The 19,034-nt window shown below is 69.3% G+C and carries 14 protein-coding genes; 6 read left to right on the forward strand and 8 right to left on the reverse strand.

Features of this window, described 5'->3' with window-relative positions; genetic code table 11:
• Window positions 1–401: 401 nt before the first annotated feature.
• From KB201_RS22000 to KB201_RS22010, 3 genes are read right to left on the reverse strand one after another with little or no spacing between them, the layout of a single operon-like run.
• Window positions 402–1,472 carry an acyl-CoA dehydrogenase family protein gene (locus tag KB201_RS22000; protein WP_211540462.1) on the reverse strand — a complete coding sequence of 357 codons (1,071 nt, stop codon included), beginning with the start codon at window positions 1,470–1,472 and terminating at the stop codon, window positions 402–404.
• 10 nt (window positions 1,473–1,482) lie between these two features.
• Window positions 1,483–4,026, reverse strand: a complete 2,544-nt coding sequence (locus KB201_RS22005; protein WP_211540463.1) for a putative PEP-binding protein — start codon at window positions 4,024–4,026, stop codon at window positions 1,483–1,485.
• Window positions 4,023–4,649: a hypothetical protein gene (locus KB201_RS22010; RefSeq protein ID WP_211540464.1), complete on the reverse strand. Its 627-nt coding sequence runs from the start codon at window positions 4,647–4,649 to the stop codon at window positions 4,023–4,025. The genes KB201_RS22005 and KB201_RS22010 overlap by 4 nt, the downstream gene beginning before the upstream one ends.
• A 255-nt stretch (window positions 4,650–4,904) precedes the next feature.
• Here KB201_RS22010 and KB201_RS22015 point away from each other — a divergent pair, with 255 nt between their 5' ends.
• Window positions 4,905–6,404 (forward strand): aldehyde dehydrogenase family protein, encoded by a 1,500-nt coding sequence (locus KB201_RS22015; protein WP_211540486.1) that lies wholly within the window; start codon window positions 4,905–4,907, stop codon window positions 6,402–6,404.
• Window positions 6,405–6,430: 26 nt separating this feature from the next.
• Window positions 6,431–6,910 (forward strand): nuclear transport factor 2 family protein, encoded by a 480-nt coding sequence (locus KB201_RS22020; protein ID WP_211540465.1) that lies wholly within the window; start codon window positions 6,431–6,433, stop codon window positions 6,908–6,910.
• Here KB201_RS22020 and KB201_RS22025 read toward each other — a convergent pair.
• The gene (locus KB201_RS22025) at window positions 6,907–7,437 is read right to left on the reverse strand and encodes a VOC family protein (protein ID WP_211540467.1); all 531 of its coding nucleotides are present in this window, start codon (window positions 7,435–7,437) and stop codon (window positions 6,907–6,909) included. The genes KB201_RS22020 and KB201_RS22025 overlap by 4 nt on opposite strands.
• An 85-nt stretch (window positions 7,438–7,522) precedes the next feature.
• Between KB201_RS22025 and KB201_RS22030 the strand changes: the two genes are divergently transcribed.
• From KB201_RS22030 to KB201_RS22040, 3 genes are read left to right on the forward strand one after another with little or no spacing between them, the layout of a single operon-like run.
• Complete coding sequence (locus KB201_RS22030) at window positions 7,523–8,416, forward strand: sugar phosphate isomerase/epimerase (RefSeq protein WP_211540469.1); 894 nt, start codon at window positions 7,523–7,525, stop codon at window positions 8,414–8,416.
• Window positions 8,413–9,390, forward strand: a complete 978-nt coding sequence (locus KB201_RS22035; protein ID WP_211540472.1) for a TIGR03621 family F420-dependent LLM class oxidoreductase — start codon at window positions 8,413–8,415, stop codon at window positions 9,388–9,390. Before KB201_RS22030 ends, KB201_RS22035 begins: the two co-directional genes overlap by 4 nt.
• Window positions 9,391–9,397: 7 nt before the next feature.
• The gene (locus KB201_RS22040) at window positions 9,398–10,444 is read left to right on the forward strand and encodes a zinc-binding dehydrogenase (protein ID WP_211540475.1); all 1,047 of its coding nucleotides are present in this window, start codon (window positions 9,398–9,400) and stop codon (window positions 10,442–10,444) included.
• Window positions 10,445–10,752: 308 nt separating this feature from the next.
• On the opposite strand, the gene KB201_RS22045 is transcribed toward KB201_RS22040, so the two are convergent.
• The 4 genes from KB201_RS22045 to KB201_RS22060 are packed head-to-tail and all read right to left on the reverse strand — an operon-like array spanning window position 10,753 to window position 15,393.
• Complete coding sequence (locus KB201_RS22045; RefSeq protein WP_211540478.1) at window positions 10,753–11,544, reverse strand: SDR family NAD(P)-dependent oxidoreductase; 792 nt, start codon at window positions 11,542–11,544, stop codon at window positions 10,753–10,755.
• Window positions 11,541–12,644 (reverse strand): zinc-binding dehydrogenase, encoded by a 1,104-nt coding sequence (locus KB201_RS22050; protein WP_068972148.1) that lies wholly within the window; start codon window positions 12,642–12,644, stop codon window positions 11,541–11,543. Before KB201_RS22050 ends, KB201_RS22045 begins: the two co-directional genes overlap by 4 nt.
• Window positions 12,641–13,639 carry a TIGR03619 family F420-dependent LLM class oxidoreductase gene (locus tag KB201_RS22055; protein WP_249146304.1) on the reverse strand — a complete coding sequence of 333 codons (999 nt, stop codon included), beginning with the start codon at window positions 13,637–13,639 and terminating at the stop codon, window positions 12,641–12,643. Before KB201_RS22055 ends, KB201_RS22050 begins: the two co-directional genes overlap by 4 nt.
• A complete protein-coding gene (locus KB201_RS22060) occupies window positions 13,639–15,393 on the reverse strand; it encodes a PEP-utilizing enzyme (RefSeq protein ID WP_211540481.1) in 1,755 nt (584 codons plus the stop codon). Before KB201_RS22060 ends, KB201_RS22055 begins: the two co-directional genes overlap by 1 nt.
• A gap of 249 nt (window positions 15,394–15,642) precedes the next feature.
• Here KB201_RS22060 and KB201_RS22065 point away from each other — a divergent pair, with 249 nt between their 5' ends.
• Entirely contained in the window at window positions 15,643–19,032 is a 3,390-nt protein-coding gene (locus tag KB201_RS22065) for a pyruvate carboxylase (RefSeq protein ID WP_211540483.1), read from the forward strand.
• Window positions 19,033–19,034: the final 2 nt, after the last annotated feature.

The following is a 19,034-nucleotide window of genomic DNA, read 5'->3' on the forward strand; positions in this document are numbered from 1 at the left end:
AACGCTGGCGATCCACCCTGCCCACACACCAGCACCAACCATCAAAAGGCGACACCGACAACCGATCGGCGAAACCCCACCCACCCATGAAAGATTCAGGCTGAGGAGGCCGGAGCTTGCGGAGGCCGTCACGAAGGGTCCTGGTGAGATGCGTCGCCAAACCCTTCGTCGCTCGTCGCTATCGCTCCTCACACCTCAGGGAGCAATGAGAGACCGCGTCTTTCGGATTGGGGAGCATTGGGAGACCGCGTCTTTCGAATTGGGGAGCATTGGGAGACCGCGTCTTTCGGATTGGGGAGCAATGAGAGACCGCTTTTTTCCGATTGGGGAGCAATGGAGACCGCTTCTTTCGGATCAGGGAGCGGAAAGGGCGCGCCCTCCGCAAGCTCCGGAGCGCTGACTCACCAACCCAGGGTGACCGCGAGGCGCTCGCGGTGAAAGGTGCTGGTCCCCAGCAGTTGTGCGTCGGCGCGGGCCCGGCGGAAGTACAGCTGGCAGTCGTGCTCCCAGGTGAAACCGATGCCGCCGTGGAGCTGCAGGGCCTCGGCGCTGACGGTCCGATAGGCATCGCTGCACCAGGCCCGAGCGAGGGACGACGCCTCGGCGAGATCGTCGGCATCGACGGCGCGGGTCACCGCGGACCGTGACGACTCGACGAGGACGAGGAGGTCGGCCAGAGTGTGTTTGACGGCCTGGAAGCTGCCGATCGCGCGATCGAACTGCCGTCGCTCCTTGACGTAGTCAACGGTGCGATCGAGAATCCGTTGCGCACCCCCGACCTGTTCTGCCGCGAGGACGATGCATGCGGCGTCGAGGGCGGGCAGGATGACGTCCTCCGGCGAGCCGACAGAATCGAGCCGGCGCACCGGCACCTCGGACAGCGTGACCGCGGCGTGCGCGCGGGACAGGTCGAGCGTGGGCAACGGGGTGGCCGACACCCCCGGATGGGTTGCGTCGCAGAGGAACAGCGCGGGTCCGTCCGGGGTGTGCGCGGGTACGACGAACCAGCGCGCGCGGGCGGCGCCGAGAGCCGAGGCGACCACCCCGCTCACCGTTGCACCGGCAGTGCCCGACTCGATCTCGAACGGGATGGCGTCGGGGTCGTACCAGCCATGCCGGTCGAGACCGAGAAGCGCGGCGGGGGCGCCTTCGGCGATCTGCTCGAGAGCGTCGTCGGCGCCGCCCGACCGGATCAGCACCTGGGCGGCCAGCGCCGTCGACAGGAACGGGACCGGCAGCAGTCCGGCGCCCAGTTCCTCCGCGACGACGACGAGTTCGGCGAGTCCGCCCAACCCGCCGAGGGTTTCGGGGATGCCGATCGCGGCGACGCCGATCTGTTCGGCGAGCACCGACCACGCCCGGGCATCCCAACCCGGCCCGTCGGGGTCGAGGTCGCGGCACAGCGCCGGCCCGCCCAGCGAATCGACGGCGTCCCGGACAGCCAATCGCAGGTCGTCGAGTTCCGTTGCCATGAAGGACCTTTCAGTCAGCGTTGAGCACCGCCCGCGCGGCCGCCAGGCGGGCGACCGGCACGCGGCGCGGTGAGCACGACACGTAGTGCAACCCGACCGAGTTCAAGAACTCGATCGACGACGGATCGCCACCGTGCTCGCCGCACACGCCGAGTTTGATCTCCGGTTTGGTGCTGCGGGCGAGGAGTACGGCCCGCGAGACCAGGGCACCGACACCCTCGGGATCGAGGACCGCGAAGGGACTGTCGGTCAACAGCCCGTGTTCGAGGTAATGCGTGAGCATCGTCTTCTCCACGTCATCGCGCGAGAAGCCATAGGTGAGCTGGGTCAGGTCATTGGTGCCGAAGGAGAGGAAGTCGGCGTCGTCGGCGAGTGATCCCGCGAGCAGGGCGGCGCGGGGTGTCTCGACCATGCTGCCCACCTTGTAGGGCACCGTGACCCCCGTGTCGGCGGTGACCGCCGCGGCCGCCTCGTGGACCTGGGCGATGGCTCGGCCCAGCTCTCCGGGCAGCGAGACGAGCGGGATCATCACCTCGAGTTGCGGAGTCAGGCCCTCGGCGGCGACGGCGACCCAGGCCCGGAACAGAGCCTCGGCCTGAGCGGGGTAGAGCCGCTTCTGGACCATCGCGAAACGTACGCCGCGCAACCCCAGCATCGGATTCGACTCGTGGGTGTCGGCGGCGCGTCGCGCCTCCTCCTCGGTGCGATACTGCCCGTCGGCGGGCAGGAACTCGTGCAGGGGGGCGTCGAGCAGTCGCACCGTGATCGGCCGGTCACCGACGACGCGCAACAGCTCGGTGAAGTCCGCTTCCTGCGCCGCGGTCAGCGCGGCGATGGCCTCGATCTCCTCGGCCTCGGAGTCGGCGAGAACCAGGCGCTGCACGAGTGGCAGTTGGTCGCCGAGAAACTGGTGTTCGGTGCGGCACAGACCGATTCCCTCCGCCCCGAGGCGGAACGCGGTCGCCGCGTCCTCCGCGTTGTCGGCGTTGGCGCGCACGCCGAGGCGCCGGATGTCGTCGGCCCAGCCGAGCAGCCGGTCCAGTTCGGCCGACGGTTCGGCGGGCCGGATCGTCACGGCGCCGCGGTACACGTGGCCGGTGCGGCCGTTGAGGGAGACGATCTCGCCCTCGGTCAGCGTCAGGTCGCCGTTGGTGACCGTGCCTGCGGCCCGGTCGATCCGGAGAGCGGTGGCACCACAGACCGCCGGTCGCCCGGCGCCGCGCGCGACTACGGCGGCGTGCGAGGCGAGTCCACCGTTGGAGGTCAGGACGGCCGTGGCCGCCAGCAAGGCGGGGACATCTGCGGGACTGGTCTCCGACGCCACAAGGATCACGTTGCGGCCCTGGGCCGCCCACTGCAGGGCGGTGTCCGCGCTGAGGGCGATCTCACCGGTGGCCGCACCGGGCGACGCCGGGAGTCCCTGCGCCACCAGCTGTTCCGAGCCGGTCAGTTTGATCTGCGGATGCAACAGGTCCTGCATCAGATCCGGGTCGAGCATCGCGACGGCCTCGCGGCGGCCGATGGCGTGGTCGTTGACCAGGTCGACGGCCAAGGTGGTGACGGCTCGCGGTCCGGGGTGCTCGACGGCTCCGGCGCTGAGCAGGGCCAGCTGGCGGTCGCGCACCTCGAACTCCACCTGGGCAACCCCACGCAGATGCGGCTCCAGGGTCGCGAAGATCTGGTCGAGGATGGCGGTCCCACCCGGCATCGAACCCAGCGGCTCGCCGGGACCGGGGTCGGGGTCGGTGCGCCGGACGCCGAGATGGAAGACGCCATGAGGTGCGTACCGGCCGGTCTCGAGATCACGGCTCGTCGCCGACCCGTACCCTGATTCGTTCCACGACCCCAGGCGGAGGGCACGGAGGTGCAGTGCGATGCCGAGATCCTCGGGGAGCGACAGCGACCGACGGGCTCGCTGACCGCGCGGCGAGGCCCAGCGCGCGAGCATGGCCCGCGCGGCCAGCCCGAGCTGTTCGGCCGGATCGGCGGGATAGGCCACTCCCGTCGACTCCTCGATCAGCTCCAGGAGGGCGGGTACCCGGGCGCGGCTGTCGCGGTGGTCGTCGACGACGTCGTCGAGGTCGTCGGGATCGACGTCGAGTGCGTGTTCGGCGACGAAGCGCAGCGTCTCTGCCCACGAGTCGAAGATGTCGCGGTCTCGGCCGATGACCTCGACGAGGGCATCGACGTTGCGGGTGGACAGGCCGATCACCGAGATGGCCGGCGGCAGCGCCGACACCGGCACCGGTGCGCTGCACCGCAGATGCATGAGCATGGGCCGACGCTCGGTGCGCACGGCCGGCCAGATCCCGCGGACGGCGAGCTTCTCGAGGAGATCGATGGCAACGCCTGCGGTCTCGCGGTTGGCGAGCTCTTCACCGGCGCCGACGGGGATGGTGAGACCGGGTACGACGGGCAGGCCGAGTCCGACGAGGTTGTCCATCTCGACGCCGTGGACGCCGAGGTCGGCCGCGCCGAGACCTCGCGCGCGACCCTGGCCGTGCGGTACCGCGATCCGGGTGAGCGTGTGGACCGCACTTTCGGAGAGGGTCATCCCGCGGCGCCCGCGACGAGCTCCTCTTCGAGGGCCTCGTCCTGCGCGCGAGTGAGACCGAGCAGCATCAGAACGTGCTGGTGGAGCCACATCCACACGGTGTGGTACCCGTCCGTCATCGGTGAGGTCAGCGAGGCGGTGTCCCCGTCGTCGAAACGCTCCAGGGCGACGCGAAGCCGGTCCCGGTGGTCGAGGAGTTCCGGCGTGGCCTTGCCCGCCCGACGCAGGAGCTTGGAGACATCGGTGTGGATGTCCTCGAGCTGGTCGCGGATCCGTGCGTCGTACTGGGCGTCGGAGTGATCGTTCGCCGAGCCGTCGGGACGGCACTGCCATGCGGTGCACAGTTCGCGCAGTCGGCGGTTGACCGGCAGGAACGAGCGGAGGAAGTCCATCAGCGCCTGCTCCTGCTCGCTGCCCTCCGGGAGGCGCACGAGGCGGCCCGCCTCGGCGATGCCGGCCGGGGTCGGCATGACCATCGGGCCCTTCGCCACGGCTTGCCCGGCATCGACGACCGCCTGCAGCTCCGCGCTGACCGGTCCGCGGTACATGCCCTTGATCACGAGTCCGACCAGCGCGTCTGCTGCGGTGGTCGGCGCCGATATGTTGATCGCTAGGTCGTTCATGGTGCTCCTGCAGGCGAGGGTCGGGCCCCGGGTCGGGGCGGGTCTGTGCTGACCGGTGGGTGACCGGACAACCGGGTACTCCATTGCTGTGACGCTGCTCATAAACTACCCAAATAGTAGTTCATGTCAAGAAAGTTGGCCAAACTGTGAACAGAGTTAGCCCTTGAGGCACTTACTTGACACCACATACGCTTTTGCCGCTACAGTCCACCTGTGACCGCCGCCACTGAGCGGCCGACGGCTGAGAGGCGCGACATGAGCGAGGCGACGATCGCAGGCAACCCGGGGGCCGTCCCCGGAGGTGGGCCGGGAGCCGGCCGGGTCCCGGATCGGGACGAGCTCTACATCGGTGGGCGCTGGGTGGCGTCGTCGTCCGACGCCCGGATCGACGTCCGGGAGGCCGCGACCGGTGAGATCCTCGCCCGGGTGCCGGACGGGGACACCGCCGACTGCGACGCCGCGGTGGAGGCGGCATCGGTCGCCTTCGAGACCTGGTCGCAGGTGCCGGTGCCGGACCGGGTCGCCGTCCTCCGGCGCTTCGCCGACGAACTCGCCGCGCGCGAGGACGAGCTGGCAACCATCATGACGCGCGAGGTCGGCACGCCGATCAGCCGTTCGCGCGGCGTGCAGGTCGGCCTCGGGGTCGCGGTCTTCCGGACGATGGCCGATGCCCTGGAGGCATTGCCGCTCGAGGAACGTCGCGGGAACTCGCGCATCCTGCGGGTGCCTGCGGGTGTCGTCGGGGCCATCACGCCGTGGAACTACCCGCTGTATCAACTGGCGGCCAAGGTGGCGCCCGCGCTGGCGGCGGGGTGTACCGCGGTGGTCAAGCCCAGCAGCGTCGCACCGCTGGCGGCCTTCGCCGTCGCCGACATCGCCGACCTCATCGGTCTCCCGGCCGGCGTGCTCAATGTGGTGTCGGGTCCGGGCCGCGAGGTCGGACAGCGACTCGCAACCAATCCGGGGGTCGATCTGGTGAGTCTCACCGGCTCCACCTCGGCTGGGGCCACCGTTGCGGAACTCGCTGCATCAGGAATCAAGAAAGTGACCCTGGAGCTCGGCGGCAAATCGGCGTTCATCCTGGCTCCGGGTGCCGATCTCGACGCGGCCGTCGCCGCGGCCGTCCGCGGTTGCTTCGTCAACAACGGCCAGACGTGCGCGGCGACGACCCGACTGCTGGTGTCGCGGGACGACCTGTCCCGGGTGGAGCAGCGGGTGGCCGAGCTCGTGGGTGCCATGACCGTCGGCGATCCACTCGACCCGGCTGTCGACGTCGGTCCGATGGCCTCGGCCGGGCAGCGGCGTGTCGTGCTGGGGTTCCTGGAATCTCTTCCGGGCGACGCGCGCGTGCTCGTCGGCGGTGCCGGCCCGGTGCCGGATCTCGACTCGAGGCTCGCCGGGGGCTACTTCGTCCGACCCACCGTTGTGAGCGGGGTCGACAACTCGGCGGAGATCGCCCGCGAAGAAGTGTTCGGTCCGGTCCTGACGATCCTGACGTACTCCGACGTCGACGAGGCGGTGTCTATCGCGAACGACTCCGATTACGGGCTGTCCGGGGCGGTCTTCGCCGCCGACGATGACGCCGCGGTCGCGATCGCGCGACGGCTGCGTACGGGTCAGGTCGCGATCAACGGCGGCCGCTTCAACCCGATGGCTCCGTTCGGGGGCATGAAGAAGTCGGGCATCGGTCGTGAGCTCGGGCCCGACGGTCTCGAGGAGTACTTCGAGAAGATCTCGCTGCAGATGCCCGCGTGAGGGCTGCGAACGGAGAGGACCGACTCATGACCACCGACCACGAGGAGATCGTGTCGCTGATGGCGCGCTTCGCGCGGGGGATCGACCTGCGTGACTGGGAGCTCTATCGCTCGGTGTTCACCGACGAGATAGACATCGACTACTCGAGCTACCGGGCGGGCCATGCCGGCCGCTTCCGCGCCGACGACTGGGTACAGCGCGGCCGCATGCTCTTCCCCGGACTCGCGGCCTCGCAACACTTCCTGTCGAACTATGACATCACCGTCGACGCGGCGGCCGGCACCGGACGCGTGGTCACGTATGTCCGGGCCGAGCACGTGCTGCCGAATGCGGGAGGCGACGCGATGTTCACGATCGGCGGCTACTACACCGACGACCTGGCGCGGGTGGACGGCGAGTGGCGGATCAGCGCGAAACGGCTGACGGTGCTGTGGAATTCGGGGAATCCACAGGTACTCGCGCTCGCGCGCGAACGAGCCGCCGAACTCCTCGCAACGACGGCTTAGAACTCGCGGACGGGCCGGCGCCCGTCCCATCCGTCGGCGGCCGCGGCGACCTTCGCATACAGCGCGAGGATCGACGGCGCGGGTTCGTAGATCTCGACCAGATGGCCGTCGTCGGCTCGGGTGTCATGGAACGCGAACGCATTTCCGCTCGAGGTCGTCGCCGTCAGCAGCGCCGGATACCCGAGGGCGTCGAGGCGGGCCTGTTCGCCGGCGAACGAGGGCACGAACGTCGCGACATGATGGACCCGGCCGCGGGATGTGGTGGTGACGGCGAACGCCGCCGGCGCCGCCGAATGGACCTCGACGAGTTCGACCTGCACGCTGCCCCACTGGCCGTAGGCCGACGAATGATCGAACTCGCCGGCTTCCGCACCGGCTCCGTGTGCGTGGTCTATCACGTTGCGGCGCATAAAGAACGGTCCCGCGCCAGTCCGTTCCGAGAACCGCTCCGCGGCGACCGCGACATCGTCGACGATGTAAGCGAGTTGGGCGATCGTGCCGAGGTGGGACGCATGTGGACTCCTCATCGGAACTGGACAGCAGGTGCGGGAGGACTACTATGCTCCATGTAACACTAGTCAGATTAAAGTAACTAGAGGGGAGGGCGGGACCATGTCGTCGACACGCCTCGTCTCACTCGCGTCGCTGTCCGCGCTCGCGGTGCCACCGCCGCGGTTCATCGAATACGCGGCGGCCGGGGGATTCGACGCGGTCGGGGTGCGGGTGTCCGACCGGCCCGGTGAACGCGGGCATCTCCTGGCCGAGGGATCGCGTCTGCTCGCCGACACCCTCCTTGCTCTCGACGATCACGGACTGGCCGTGCTCGACGTCGAGGTCGTGAAGATCCACCCGGGTTCGTCGCGATCCGACTGGGAGCCCGTCTTGTTCGCGGGAGCCGCTCTCGACGCCCGCTATCTCATCGCCACCGTTCTCGACGACGACGCCGACCGGGCGGGAGACAATCTCGCCGCACTCGCGCAGGCGGCCGCCCAGTTCGGCCTGCGCTGCTGCCTCGAACCCATGGTGTTCACCGCTGTCCGTGACCTGCGGGCAGGCCGGGCGCTGCTCGACGAATCGGGGGCCACCGAAGCCGGGCTGCTGCTGGACGCGCTGCACTGGTCGCGCGCGGGCGGGACCGTCGACGGACTCGGCGCCGAGGTCGAACGTGGGGGTATCCCGTACTGGCAGTTGTGCGACGCCCGCATGACCGGCCCGGCGCGCGACGACACCACCGCGATGACCGAGGCGCGCGGAAACCGACTGCCACCGGGTGCCGGTGCGCTCCCGTTGCGTCGACTGGCGGGGGCCCTGGGGCCGTCGGCGTCGGTCAGCGTCGAAGTCCCGTCGGCCCGCGGCGCCGCGGACCCGCGCCGCTGGGCGATCGAGCTGGGCACCGCCACCCGGCGCCTGCTGGCTCGCGTGCCGTCCGCGCCCGTCGGCTCCGAATCCACCGATTCCGCCCGGTGTCCGACCCCTGGACACCACGATTCGAAAGTTCTGTCATGACCTCACACCCCAAGCGTCCGTTCCGCTTCGCCGCTCAGGTGTACCGATCCGAGACCGGTGCACAGTGGCGGGACACCGCTCGCATGGTCGAGGACCTCGGGTACTCGGCTCTGCACGTGTCCGACCACTACATCGGACCCGGCCCGGCGCTGGACCCGACCGCCCACCGGCCGGTCACCCTCGCGCCGATCGCCAGCATGGCCGTCGCCGCCGAGGTCACCGACGAACTGGTGATCGGGTGCCGGATGTTCTGCGCCAGTTATCACGAGCCCGTCGCTCTCGCGAAAGAGGCTGCGACACTGGCGATGTTCGCCCCCGGCCGCATCGAGGTCGGGCTCGGTGCCGGTTGGCTCGGCGCCGAATACGAAGCGATGGGCGTACCGTTCCCGCCTGCTGGTGAACGGATCGACCGGCTGGCCGCGACGATCGAGCTCTGCCAGCAGCAGTTCATCGGGAAACCGATCGACGTCGATCGCGGTGGGGTCCGCGCCACCGGGTTCGCGCCGCTCCCCGTGCCGGAGACGGCGCCGCCCATCATGATCGGCGGCGGCGCCCGACGCGTCCTCACGCTCGCCGGTGCCACCGCCGACATCGTCAGCATCAACTTCAACAACCGGTCGGGAAAACTCGGCTCCGACAGCGTGGCGACGTCCACGGTGGCCGAAACCCACAAGAAGCTCGACTGGGTCCGCGCCGGCGCCGGCGACCGCATGGACGACATCGAGCTCGAGACCGGCGCGTACTTCGTCGCGATCGACGGAGCCACCGACGTCACCGAGGAATCGCTCTGCGAACGAACCGGTTTCACGCCGGCCGAGCTGCGGTCGTTCCCGCACGCACTCGTCGGATCCGTCGACGACATCTGCGAGCAACTCGAGCAACGGCGCGAGGAGTTCGGGTTCTCCTACTTCACCATCGGCGACCGAGCGCTGGAACAGTTCGCCCCGGTCGTCGCCCGCATGACAGGGAAATGAGGAAGCGATGAGCACGACGACTGCGCCCCGCTATGTTCGGGTGGCCGAGCCGGGAGTGATCGAGACGAACAACGATGCCGACACGACGCCCGGGCCCGGCGAGGTGATCATCGACATCGGGTACTGCGGCATCTGTGCGACAGACACGCACGGCTACCAGTCCGCCGGCTTGCCGCCCGCGGTGTTCGGGCACGAGTGGATGGGCACCGTCTCCGCGATCGGCGACGGGGTCTCGCATGTGTCGGTCGGGCAGCGTGTCGTCGCGGGTGTCGGACCGGCGTGCGGCGTGTGCGCCCAGTGCCGGGCCGGGCACGCCGATCACTGTGATCTGGCGTTCGCCGAGGCCAACGGCATCTCTCCCGGTGCGGCTGCCCACGGGGGTTTCGCGGACCGGCTGCGTGTCTCCGCGCGCCGCGCGATTCCGGTCCCCGACGCCCTGTCGGACATCGAGGCGGCGCTGTTGGAGCCCGCCACCGTCACCTACCACGCGGTGCGTCGAGCACGAATCTCGTTGGGGGCCAACGCAGTGATCCAGGGTGCCGGTCCGATCGGCCTGCTCGCCGCGCAGCACGCCCGGGCCGCGGGCGCCGGCCGCATCCTCGTGTCCGAGCCGTCGCAGGCCCGTCGCGACGCTGCGACAGCGCTCGGCTTCACCGATGTCGTCGACCCGTCCGAGCTGCCCCGGCGCCTCGAGGAAGTGAGCTCTGGGCTCGGCGCCGACGTCGTGTTCGAGTGCTCAGGAGTGGCCTCGTTGTTCCAGCCCAGCGCCGAACTCGTCCGGCGCGGTGGGACATTGGCGCTGCTCGGATACCCCGGCACCGATTCGTCGGTGAGCTACGGGGACTGGCAGAGCCGCGAGCTGACGGTCATCGGGTCCCTGGCGTACACGCACTCCGACTTCCTCGGTGCGATGACGCTCGTCGCCGAGGGGCGTATCGATGTCGCGTCGTTGCACACCGGGACGATCGGCCTCGGTGAGCTGGAATCGATGTTCGCCGAACTCGATTCGGGCCGTAGCTCACACACCAAGGTGCTCGTCGACCCACGACGGTGATCCCTGTCCAACCCCTGCTCCCTGATCCGAAAGAACGACCCGCCCCCTGCGGTGCGAGCGAAGCGAGCCCACCCCTGCTCCCTGAGGTGCGAGCGAAGCGAGCCACGAAGGGCTCCGCAACCTGTCTCACCAGGCCCTTCGTGGCTCGTCGCTATCGCTCCTCACACCTCAGGGAGCAATGGGGTCGCTTCCTTCGGATTAGGGAGCAATGGTTATGTCGTTCTTTCGGATTAGGAGCGGAGGTCGGTCGCTATCGCTCCTCGCACCTCAGGGAGCAGGATGGTTGGTGCCTCTGAAATCCGGGTGGTTCACCGAACAGCGCTGTGCGCCAACGCTGCCGGGGGTATGGTCTGGCCGCTGCCGCAGGTGGCACCGCCGTCGACCGGGATGGTGGCGCCGGTGACGAACGAGGCCAGCGGCGAGGCGAGGAACGCGATCACCTCGGCGACCTCGTCGGCCGTGCCCCAGCGTTGCAGGGGAACCATCCGACGGAGGGACTCGTAGCGTTCGGGGGTGTTGACCGCGATGCGTCGTGTCATTCCGGTCTCGATGGGGCCGGGGCAGACTGAGTTGACCCGGATGCCGTCGACGGCGAGGTCGAGGGCCAGTGACCGGGCGAGGTTGACCGCGCCGGCCTTCGCCGCGGCGTACGGCCAGCGGTTGGGTTCGCCGCCCAGGGCCGTCGCCGACGCCGTCACCACCACCGCACCGCCCCCGGATCGCCGGAAGGCGGGGATCGCCTCGCGCACACCGAGAACCACCGACCGGAGGTTGACGTCGAGGGATCGGTCGAAGACGTCGAGGTCCAGGGTTTCGATGGACCCGGAGGCGGGGACCCCGGCATTGAGGATCAACGCGTCGAGCCGGCCGAAGCGCTGTTCCGCCGTCTCGACCGCGTGCCGGTTGTCGTCGGTCGACGTCACATCCCCCACGAGCGGGACGACCCGCGGCCGGTCCGCGAGCTCGTCGAGAACCGCAGGCGAGTTGTCGACCGCGACAACCGAACTCCCGCGACCGACCATGAGCTCGGTCACCGCCCGGCCGATGCCCGAGCCGGCACCGGTCACGATGGCGACGGTGCCGGACGCGGTCTCGGTCATTCGGAGTCCATCTCGATGATCGCCCGGCCGACGATCTCGCCGCGGGCGAGGGCCTGGTAGGCCTCGTCGACCTCGTCGAGGCGGTAGCGGCGGGTGATCACACGTTCCGGCTCCACGATCCCGCCGGCGACCATGCGCAGCAGCGCCGGCATGTCACGGCGTGCCTTCGCGCCATAGGAACCGCGGATCTGCAGGCTGCGGCGCACGAGACGAGCCAGATCGAGCTCACCGGGCGTGCCGGCCGGCGCGATCCCGACGACCACGGCGCGGCCCCCGTCGTCGAGGATGTCCAGCGCGGTCGCGAAGGTGCTCGGGTGCCCGAGGGCCTCGAAGGCGACGTCGACGCCGTGGCCGTCGGTCAGTGCCCGTACCTCGGCGACGACGTCGGTGTCGCGCGAGTTCACGGTGTGGGTCGCACCGAGCTCGGCCACCGCCTTGAGCTTGTCGTCGTTGACGTCGATCGCGATGATCTGGGCGACTCCGGCCGCCGCCGCGAACTGGACGATCGACGATCCCACGCCGCCGGCCGCCACGACGGCGATGCGGTCGGCCAGCCGCAGCTCGGCGTTGGTCACGGCACCGAGCGCGGTGAACGAACTGCAGCCGAGGATGGAGACCTCACCCAGTCCGACCCCGTCGGGGACGACGAAGGCGTCCGACGCGGGGACGACGCAGTACTCGGCGAGTCCGCCCATCGAGTACATCGCCAGCGGGGTGCCGTCGGCGCGGGCCAACCGGGTCTCGCCGTCGTAGAGCGTGCCCTTGAGCCGGTTGTGGGCGAAGAACTTCTCGCACAGGTCGTCCAGTCCGCGCGCGCAGTGGCGACACTCGCCGCACGGCATGATGAAGCTGCACACGACCCGATCGCCCACCGCGAGGGTGTCGACGCCGTCGCCGAGTTCCTCGACCACGCCGGAGACCTCGTGGCCGAGGACCGCGGGAGCGGGGAAGTTCACCTCGGACTTCAGTACGTGCAGGTCGGTGTGACAGACCCCGCACGCGGTGACCTTGAGCAGGATCTCGCCACGACGGGGCGTCGGGCGCGGGATCTCCTCGACGGTGAGTGTCGGTGTACTGCCCTCCCAGACAGCAGCTTTCATGATGCGTTCTCCTTCTGGGGCCGGGCGGCGCCCGACGAGTCGGGCACCGCGGAGCTGTCGTCGCGCACGAGTTGGATCAGCGGCGCCAGCCGCTCGGGCATGGTGGCCCAGTCCTCCGGCGACCGGACGTCGTCGGAGAAATTGCATTCGATGATGAAGTGTTCCGCACCGACCGCCTTCGCGGTGGCGATATCGGCGGCCACACCGTCGATGCCCTGTCCGCCGGATCCCACCGGGTCGGTGGGGCGCTGGAGGTAGGACCGCAGGAACAGCCGGACCGGGGCCCGTCCGGCGGGACGCTGCGCGGCCATCCCGTCGAGCTGGGCTTGCAGGGCCCCGGCTGTGCCGCTGCTGGGATTCCAGATGTCGAACAGTGCGGCGGTGCGGGCGAGACCGCGTTCCGACCGCAGCCCGGACAGCAGCGGCGGATGCGGTGTCTGGACCGGTTTCGGCCGCACGGTGGAGGTCGGAATGGTGAAGAACTCCCCGTCGAACTCGACGGGATCCGGTCCCCAGCACGCCTGGACGGCGCGGACGAGTTCGTCCATCCGGCGCCCGCGCGTCCGGGGGTCGACGTCCATGAGTCGATGTTCTTCGTCGGACCAGCCGACGCCCAGCCCGGCGACGAGACGTCCGCCGGAGAGCACGTCGAGAGTGGCCAGACGCTGTGCGAGCTCGACCGGACGGTGGTACCCGGCGACCAGGATGCTGCTCCCGATCAGCGCCCGCCGGGTGCACGACGCGACGAATGCCATGAGCTCGGTGGCCCCGAGCACCGAACGGTAGGCGGGGTGCACCGCCGTGGTGTGCCGGCCACCGTAGACCGACGCGTTCTGCTCGGAGTAGAAGAGGTGTTCCTGCGCCCACAGTCCGGTGAATCCGAGTTCCTCGGCGGCCACCGCGAAGTCGCGGACGGCCGCGGCATCGACGTGCTCGCCGAGCTGGGGGAGGGCGAGCCCGATCGTCGTGCCGCGGGCGCCGTCAGTCATCGCCATCAGAGGATCGTCACCGACCCGGTGTTGCCGTCGACCTCGATCATCGCGCCGTCCGGGATGCGGGCCGTCGCGTCCTGAACCGATACGGCGCATGGGATTCCGAGCTCACGACACACGATGGACGAGTGGGTGATCGTCGCGCCGACATTCACGACGACACCGCCCGCGAAGACGAACAACGGCGTCCAGGCGGGATCGGTCTGCGGTGCGACGAGGATGTCGCCTTCCTCCAGCTGCTCGGCCTCGTACGGGTCGTGCAGGATTCGCGCACGTCCCCGGGCGACGCCCGGGGCGCCGCCGACTCCGGAGAGGACGTCACCGGGCACCGCGGGGTCCACCCGCTGCCCGGTGCGCCGGGGCCACTGCGAGAGGGGGAGCGGTTCGAACAGGAAGAACGGCGGTTGCAGATCGAACAGGGCGAGATACTGCTCGCGTCGCTCCTTGATGGTGTCCGCGAACGACTCGGGTTCGGCGACAAAGCGATCGAGCTCGTCGTCGACGAGCATCGTGATGTCGTGATGGTCGTCCATGATCCCGCGTCCGACCATCCGGTGTCCGAGTTCGTAGAGGGCGGCCCGCATCTCGCCCATGATCTTCACGCACGCGGTCTTCGTGCGCTCCCGCCACGGCATGAACTTGGTGATCGACTTCGCCGCGTTGCGGAACGCGGTGGCCGACTCCACGTCGGGCATCTTCGCGGCGAGGTCCTCGGTGAGGGCGAGACGCTTGTCCTGATTGCGGCGCAGGATCGCTTCGGGATCGGCCTCCGGCGGGCTGTTGCGCATCCCGTTGATGGCCATCAGTGCCAGCACGGGTTTGGTCTCCCAGCTGTCCGATCGGATGTCCCATTCGTTCGGTGCGCGCGAGCCGTAGCGGTAGAGGAAGTCGTCGAACTCCTCTCGGAACCTCGCGGCGTCGGCGGAGTCACTCGCGGTGATCGCGTCGAGGGCGGAGGCGAGTCCGTCGTCGAAGATCCCGGTCAGTTCGGACGAACCGGCGACGAGGCGCCCGAGCTTCCACATCGCATACGACGGGGCGGCCGAGTCCACGCCGCCCAGTCCGCTGAGCAGATCGCCGAGTTTGTCTGCCTCGCCGATGGTTTCGAGGAGTTGACCGGCCACGGCCGGACCCATCGTCGACAGCGTCGTGGTGACCGGGTGATAGGCGTAGCAGTAGATGAGGTCGGGGAGCAGCGAGCGAGCGTGCTCGACGAGTTCGGCATCGCTCATCGCGGCGAGATCGGGACGCTGGTCGCGTGCCCGGTCGGCGCGGCGCTTGGCCTCCTCGGCTTCGGGGAACTCATCGGTCGTGAGAGCCCAGGCGGTCTTCTCGGCGAGACCGGCCGTCAGTTCGGCGTTCTCGTCGCCCGGCTTGGGTACGTACTCGGGGATGTCGGGATGGTCGCCCACCCACAGGCTGTTCCACACCGGCACGGTCAGCCCCGGGAGCCGGGCGCCGTTGAGCTCGGTCATCGAGAAGTTCGTGTAGTGGTAGCCGCCGAAGTTGCCGATGATCTCGGGCATCACCTCGTCGATCTCCTCGGCGAGGTGAGTGCCGAGGTTGTCGACGTAGCCCTGGCGCCAGCCGATGTTGAGGCCCTTGTTCCAGACCATCGTGACGTTCAGCGGACTCGACGGGTCGGGCAGCACTTCGCCGGCGTTGGCGCGTGTGTACACCGGGTATCGGCTGCTGAACTCCCAGTCGGTGATCCAGCGATCGATGTCGACCGCCCCCGCGGACTGCTCGTCACTCATGTGTTCCTCCTCATCGAGGTGACAGGCTGTATGTCAAGTCACACTATAGAAACCTGCGACAGATGGAAACATGTACAGAGATATTTCTCAGCAGTTTGAGGGTAAAGACTCCGCCAGTTGCGGCGCTAAGTAACTTTACTGCGAATAGAGTAACCTGACGTCAGGCCCAGGGATGTGGGTCACATCCTTCCCGCGCCGCCCGCTTCTCGCGTGGCTACTTCCGGCGCATCCGGTGACGAAAGGAAACCCATGTTCGAGAAGGTGCTGGTCGCGAACAGAGGCGAGATCGCGGTACGGGCTTTTCGTGCCGCGGTCGAGCTCGGCGCGAGCACGGTGGCCGTCTACCCCCACGAGGACCGCAACTCCGTTCATCGGGCCAAGGCGTTCGAAGCCTACGAGATCGGCGAACGCGGGCATCCGGTCCGCGCGTACCTCTCGGTCGACGAGATGGTCCGCGTCGCGGCGACGTCCGGAGCCGATGCGGTGTACCCCGGGTACGGCTTCCTCTCCGAGAACGCTGAGCTGGCCCGGGCGTGTGCGACCCGGCAGATCACCTTGATCGGCCCGTCCGCCGAGGTGCTCGAACTCGCCGGCGACAAGTCCCGGGCCGTGGCGGCCGCCGCCGAGGCCGGTCTCCCGGTGCTGACCTCGTCGACCCCGTCGAGTGATGTCGACGAGCTCGTGGCCGCGGCTGATGCGGTCGGTTTCCCCTTGTTCGTCAAGGCGGTCGCCGGTGGTGGCGGGCGCGGCATGCGTCGCGTCGATGAGCCGTCGCGGCTTCGCGGGGCGATCGAGGCGGCCTCGCGCGAGGCCACGACGGCCTTCGGCGACGGCACGGTCTTCCTGGAGCGGGCGGTGGTCGACGCCCGGCACATCGAGGTGCAGATCCTCGGGGACGCCACCGGCGAGGTCATCCATCTCTACGAACGCGACTGTTCGCTCCAGCGCCGCCACCAGAAGGTCGTCGAGGTGGCCCCCGCACCCGCGCTCGACCCGGCTGTCCGTGATCGGATCTGTTCGGATGCAGTGGCTTTCGCCAGGCACATCGGGTACACCTGCGCCGGGACCGTCGAGTTCCTGCTCGGTTCCGACGGTCGGCACGTGTTCATCGAGATGAACCCGCGCATCCAGGTGGAACACACGATCACCGAGGAGATCACCGACGTCGATCTCGTCGCCACCCAGATGCAGATCGCATCCGGTGCGACGCTGCGGGAGCTGGGACTGACCCAGGATTCGATCGAGATCCGCGGCGCGGCAGTGCAATGCCGCATCACGACCGAGGACGTGACCGACGGCTTCCGGCCCGACACCGGGCGGATCACCGCCTACCGCACGCCCGGTGGCTCGGGTGTCCGTCTGGACGGGAGCGTCGGACTGGGGTCCGAGATCGGCTCCCACTTCGACTCGATGCTCGTGAAGCTGACCTGTCGCGGCCGGGACCTGGAGACCGCGCGGGCGCGCGCACGTCGTGCGATCGCCGAGTTCCGGGTCCGGGGCGTCGCCACCAACATCCCGTTCCTGCAAGCGGTTCTGGCCGACGACGACTTCGGCGCGTGGCGGGTCACCACCTCGTTCATCGAATCCCGACCGGACCTGCTCGAGCAGCACGCCTCCGCCGACCGCGGTACCCGGATTCTGCGGTATCTCGCCGACGTCACCGTGAACCGACCGCACGGCGAGCGGCCGTCCGCGGTGTACCCGGTCGACAAACTGCCGGCGATCGACCTCACGTCCCCACCGCCGCCGGGGTCGCGCGATCGACTCCGGGAGCTGGGGCCGGACGGTTTCGCCGCCGAGCTCCGTGCGTCGACGGCACTCGCGCTGACCGACACCACCTTCCGCGACGCGCATCAGTCGCTGCTCGCCACCCGCGTGCGCAGCCGCGACCTGGTGACCGTCGCACCGCACGTCGCGCGGATGACCCCACAGCTGTGGTCGGTCGAGGCGTGGGGTGGGGCGACCTACGACGTCGCACTGCGATTCCTCAAGGAGGATCCCTGGGAACGCCTGGCGGCCCTGCGCACGGCGATGCCCAACGTCTGCCTGCAGATGCTGTTGCGCGGCAAGAACACCGTCGGGTACACGCCGTACCCGGTGGAGGTGAACGACGCATTCGTCCGCGAGGCGGCGGCCACGGGCGTCGACGTGTTCCGGATCTTCGACGCGTTGAACAACATCGACGCGATGCGGCCGGCCATCGACGCGGTGCGGGAGACGGGGACCGCGGTGGCGGAGGTGGCCATGTCCTACACCGGCGACCTCTGTGATCCCGGCGAGACCCTGTACACCCTGGACTACTACCTGAAGCTGGCCGAACGGATCGTCGACGCGGGCGCACACGTCCTGGCGATCAAGGACATGGCGGGCCTGTTGCGCCCGGCCGCGGCGTCGACCCTGGTGCGCGCCTTGCGGTCGCGGTTCGACCTGCCCGTCCATCTGCACAGCCACGACACCGCCGGCGGGCAGCTGGCGACCTACCTCGCCGCCTGGGAGGCCGGGGTGGACGCGGTGGATGGGGCGAGCGCACCGCTGGCCGGCACGACGAGTCAGCCACCGTTGTCGGCGATCGTCGCCGCGACGGCGAACACCGACCGCGACACCGGGATCGACCTCGCGACCTGCTGCGCTCTCGAGCCATATTGGGAGGCGGTCCGGGCGGCGTACTCGCCGTTCGACACGGGCTTGCCGGCACCCACCGGCCGGGTCTATGCCCACGAGATCCCCGGCGGCCAGCTGTCCAACCTGCGGCAGCAGGCCCTGGCATTGGGGCTGGCGGACCGGTTCGAGGACATCGAGGCGGCCTACGCGGGCGCCGACACCGTGCTCGGGCGACTGATCAAGGTGACACCGTCGTCGAAGGTCGTCGGCGATCTCGCGCTGGCACTCGTCGGCGCCGGCGCGAGCGCCGCCGAGTTCGCGGACGATCCGACGGCCTACGACATCCCGGACTCGGTGGTGGATTTCCTGCGGGGCGATCTGGGCGAGCCCGCGGGCGGGTGGCCGGAGCCGCTCCGCACGCGCGCCCTCGAGGGCCGCACCGACCCTCGCCCGGTGACCGCCCTGACCGAGAGCGACCTCGCGGCGCTCGCCGGTACGTCGGCGGAGCGTCGTGATGCGCTCAACCGGTTGCTGTTCCCCGGACCGAATCGTGAGTTCCGCGAGCACCGCGAGACCTATGGCGACACGTCTCGGCTGTCCACCAACCAGTTCTTCTACGGCCTGCGCCAGGACGAGGAACATCGCGTGGAGCTGGAGAAGGGCGTCGAACTGCTCATCGGGCTCGAGGCGATCTCCGACCCGGACGAGTCCGGGATGCGCAACGTGCTCTGCATCCTCAACGGGCAACTGCGGCCGGTTCGGGTGCGCGACCGCTCGGTCGAGTCGACGACACGCACCGCGGAGAAGGCCGACCCCGCCCTCCCGGGGCAACTCGCCGCACCCTTCGCCGGTGTGGTGACGCTGTCGGTGAAGGAGGGCGACGAACTCCGCCGGGGTGAACCGATCGGCACGATCGAGGCGATGAAGATGGAGGCCTCGATCTCCGCGCCGGTCACCGGGATCGTGCAGCGTGTCGCGGTGTCGGGATCGACCGAGGTCGACGGCGGGGATCTCCTGCTGACCATCGCGACGGACTGACG

Source organism: Gordonia sp. SCSIO 19800, assembly GCF_018132775.1.
In the GTDB taxonomy this organism is placed as follows: domain Bacteria; phylum Actinomycetota; class Actinomycetes; order Mycobacteriales; family Mycobacteriaceae; genus Gordonia; species Gordonia hongkongensis.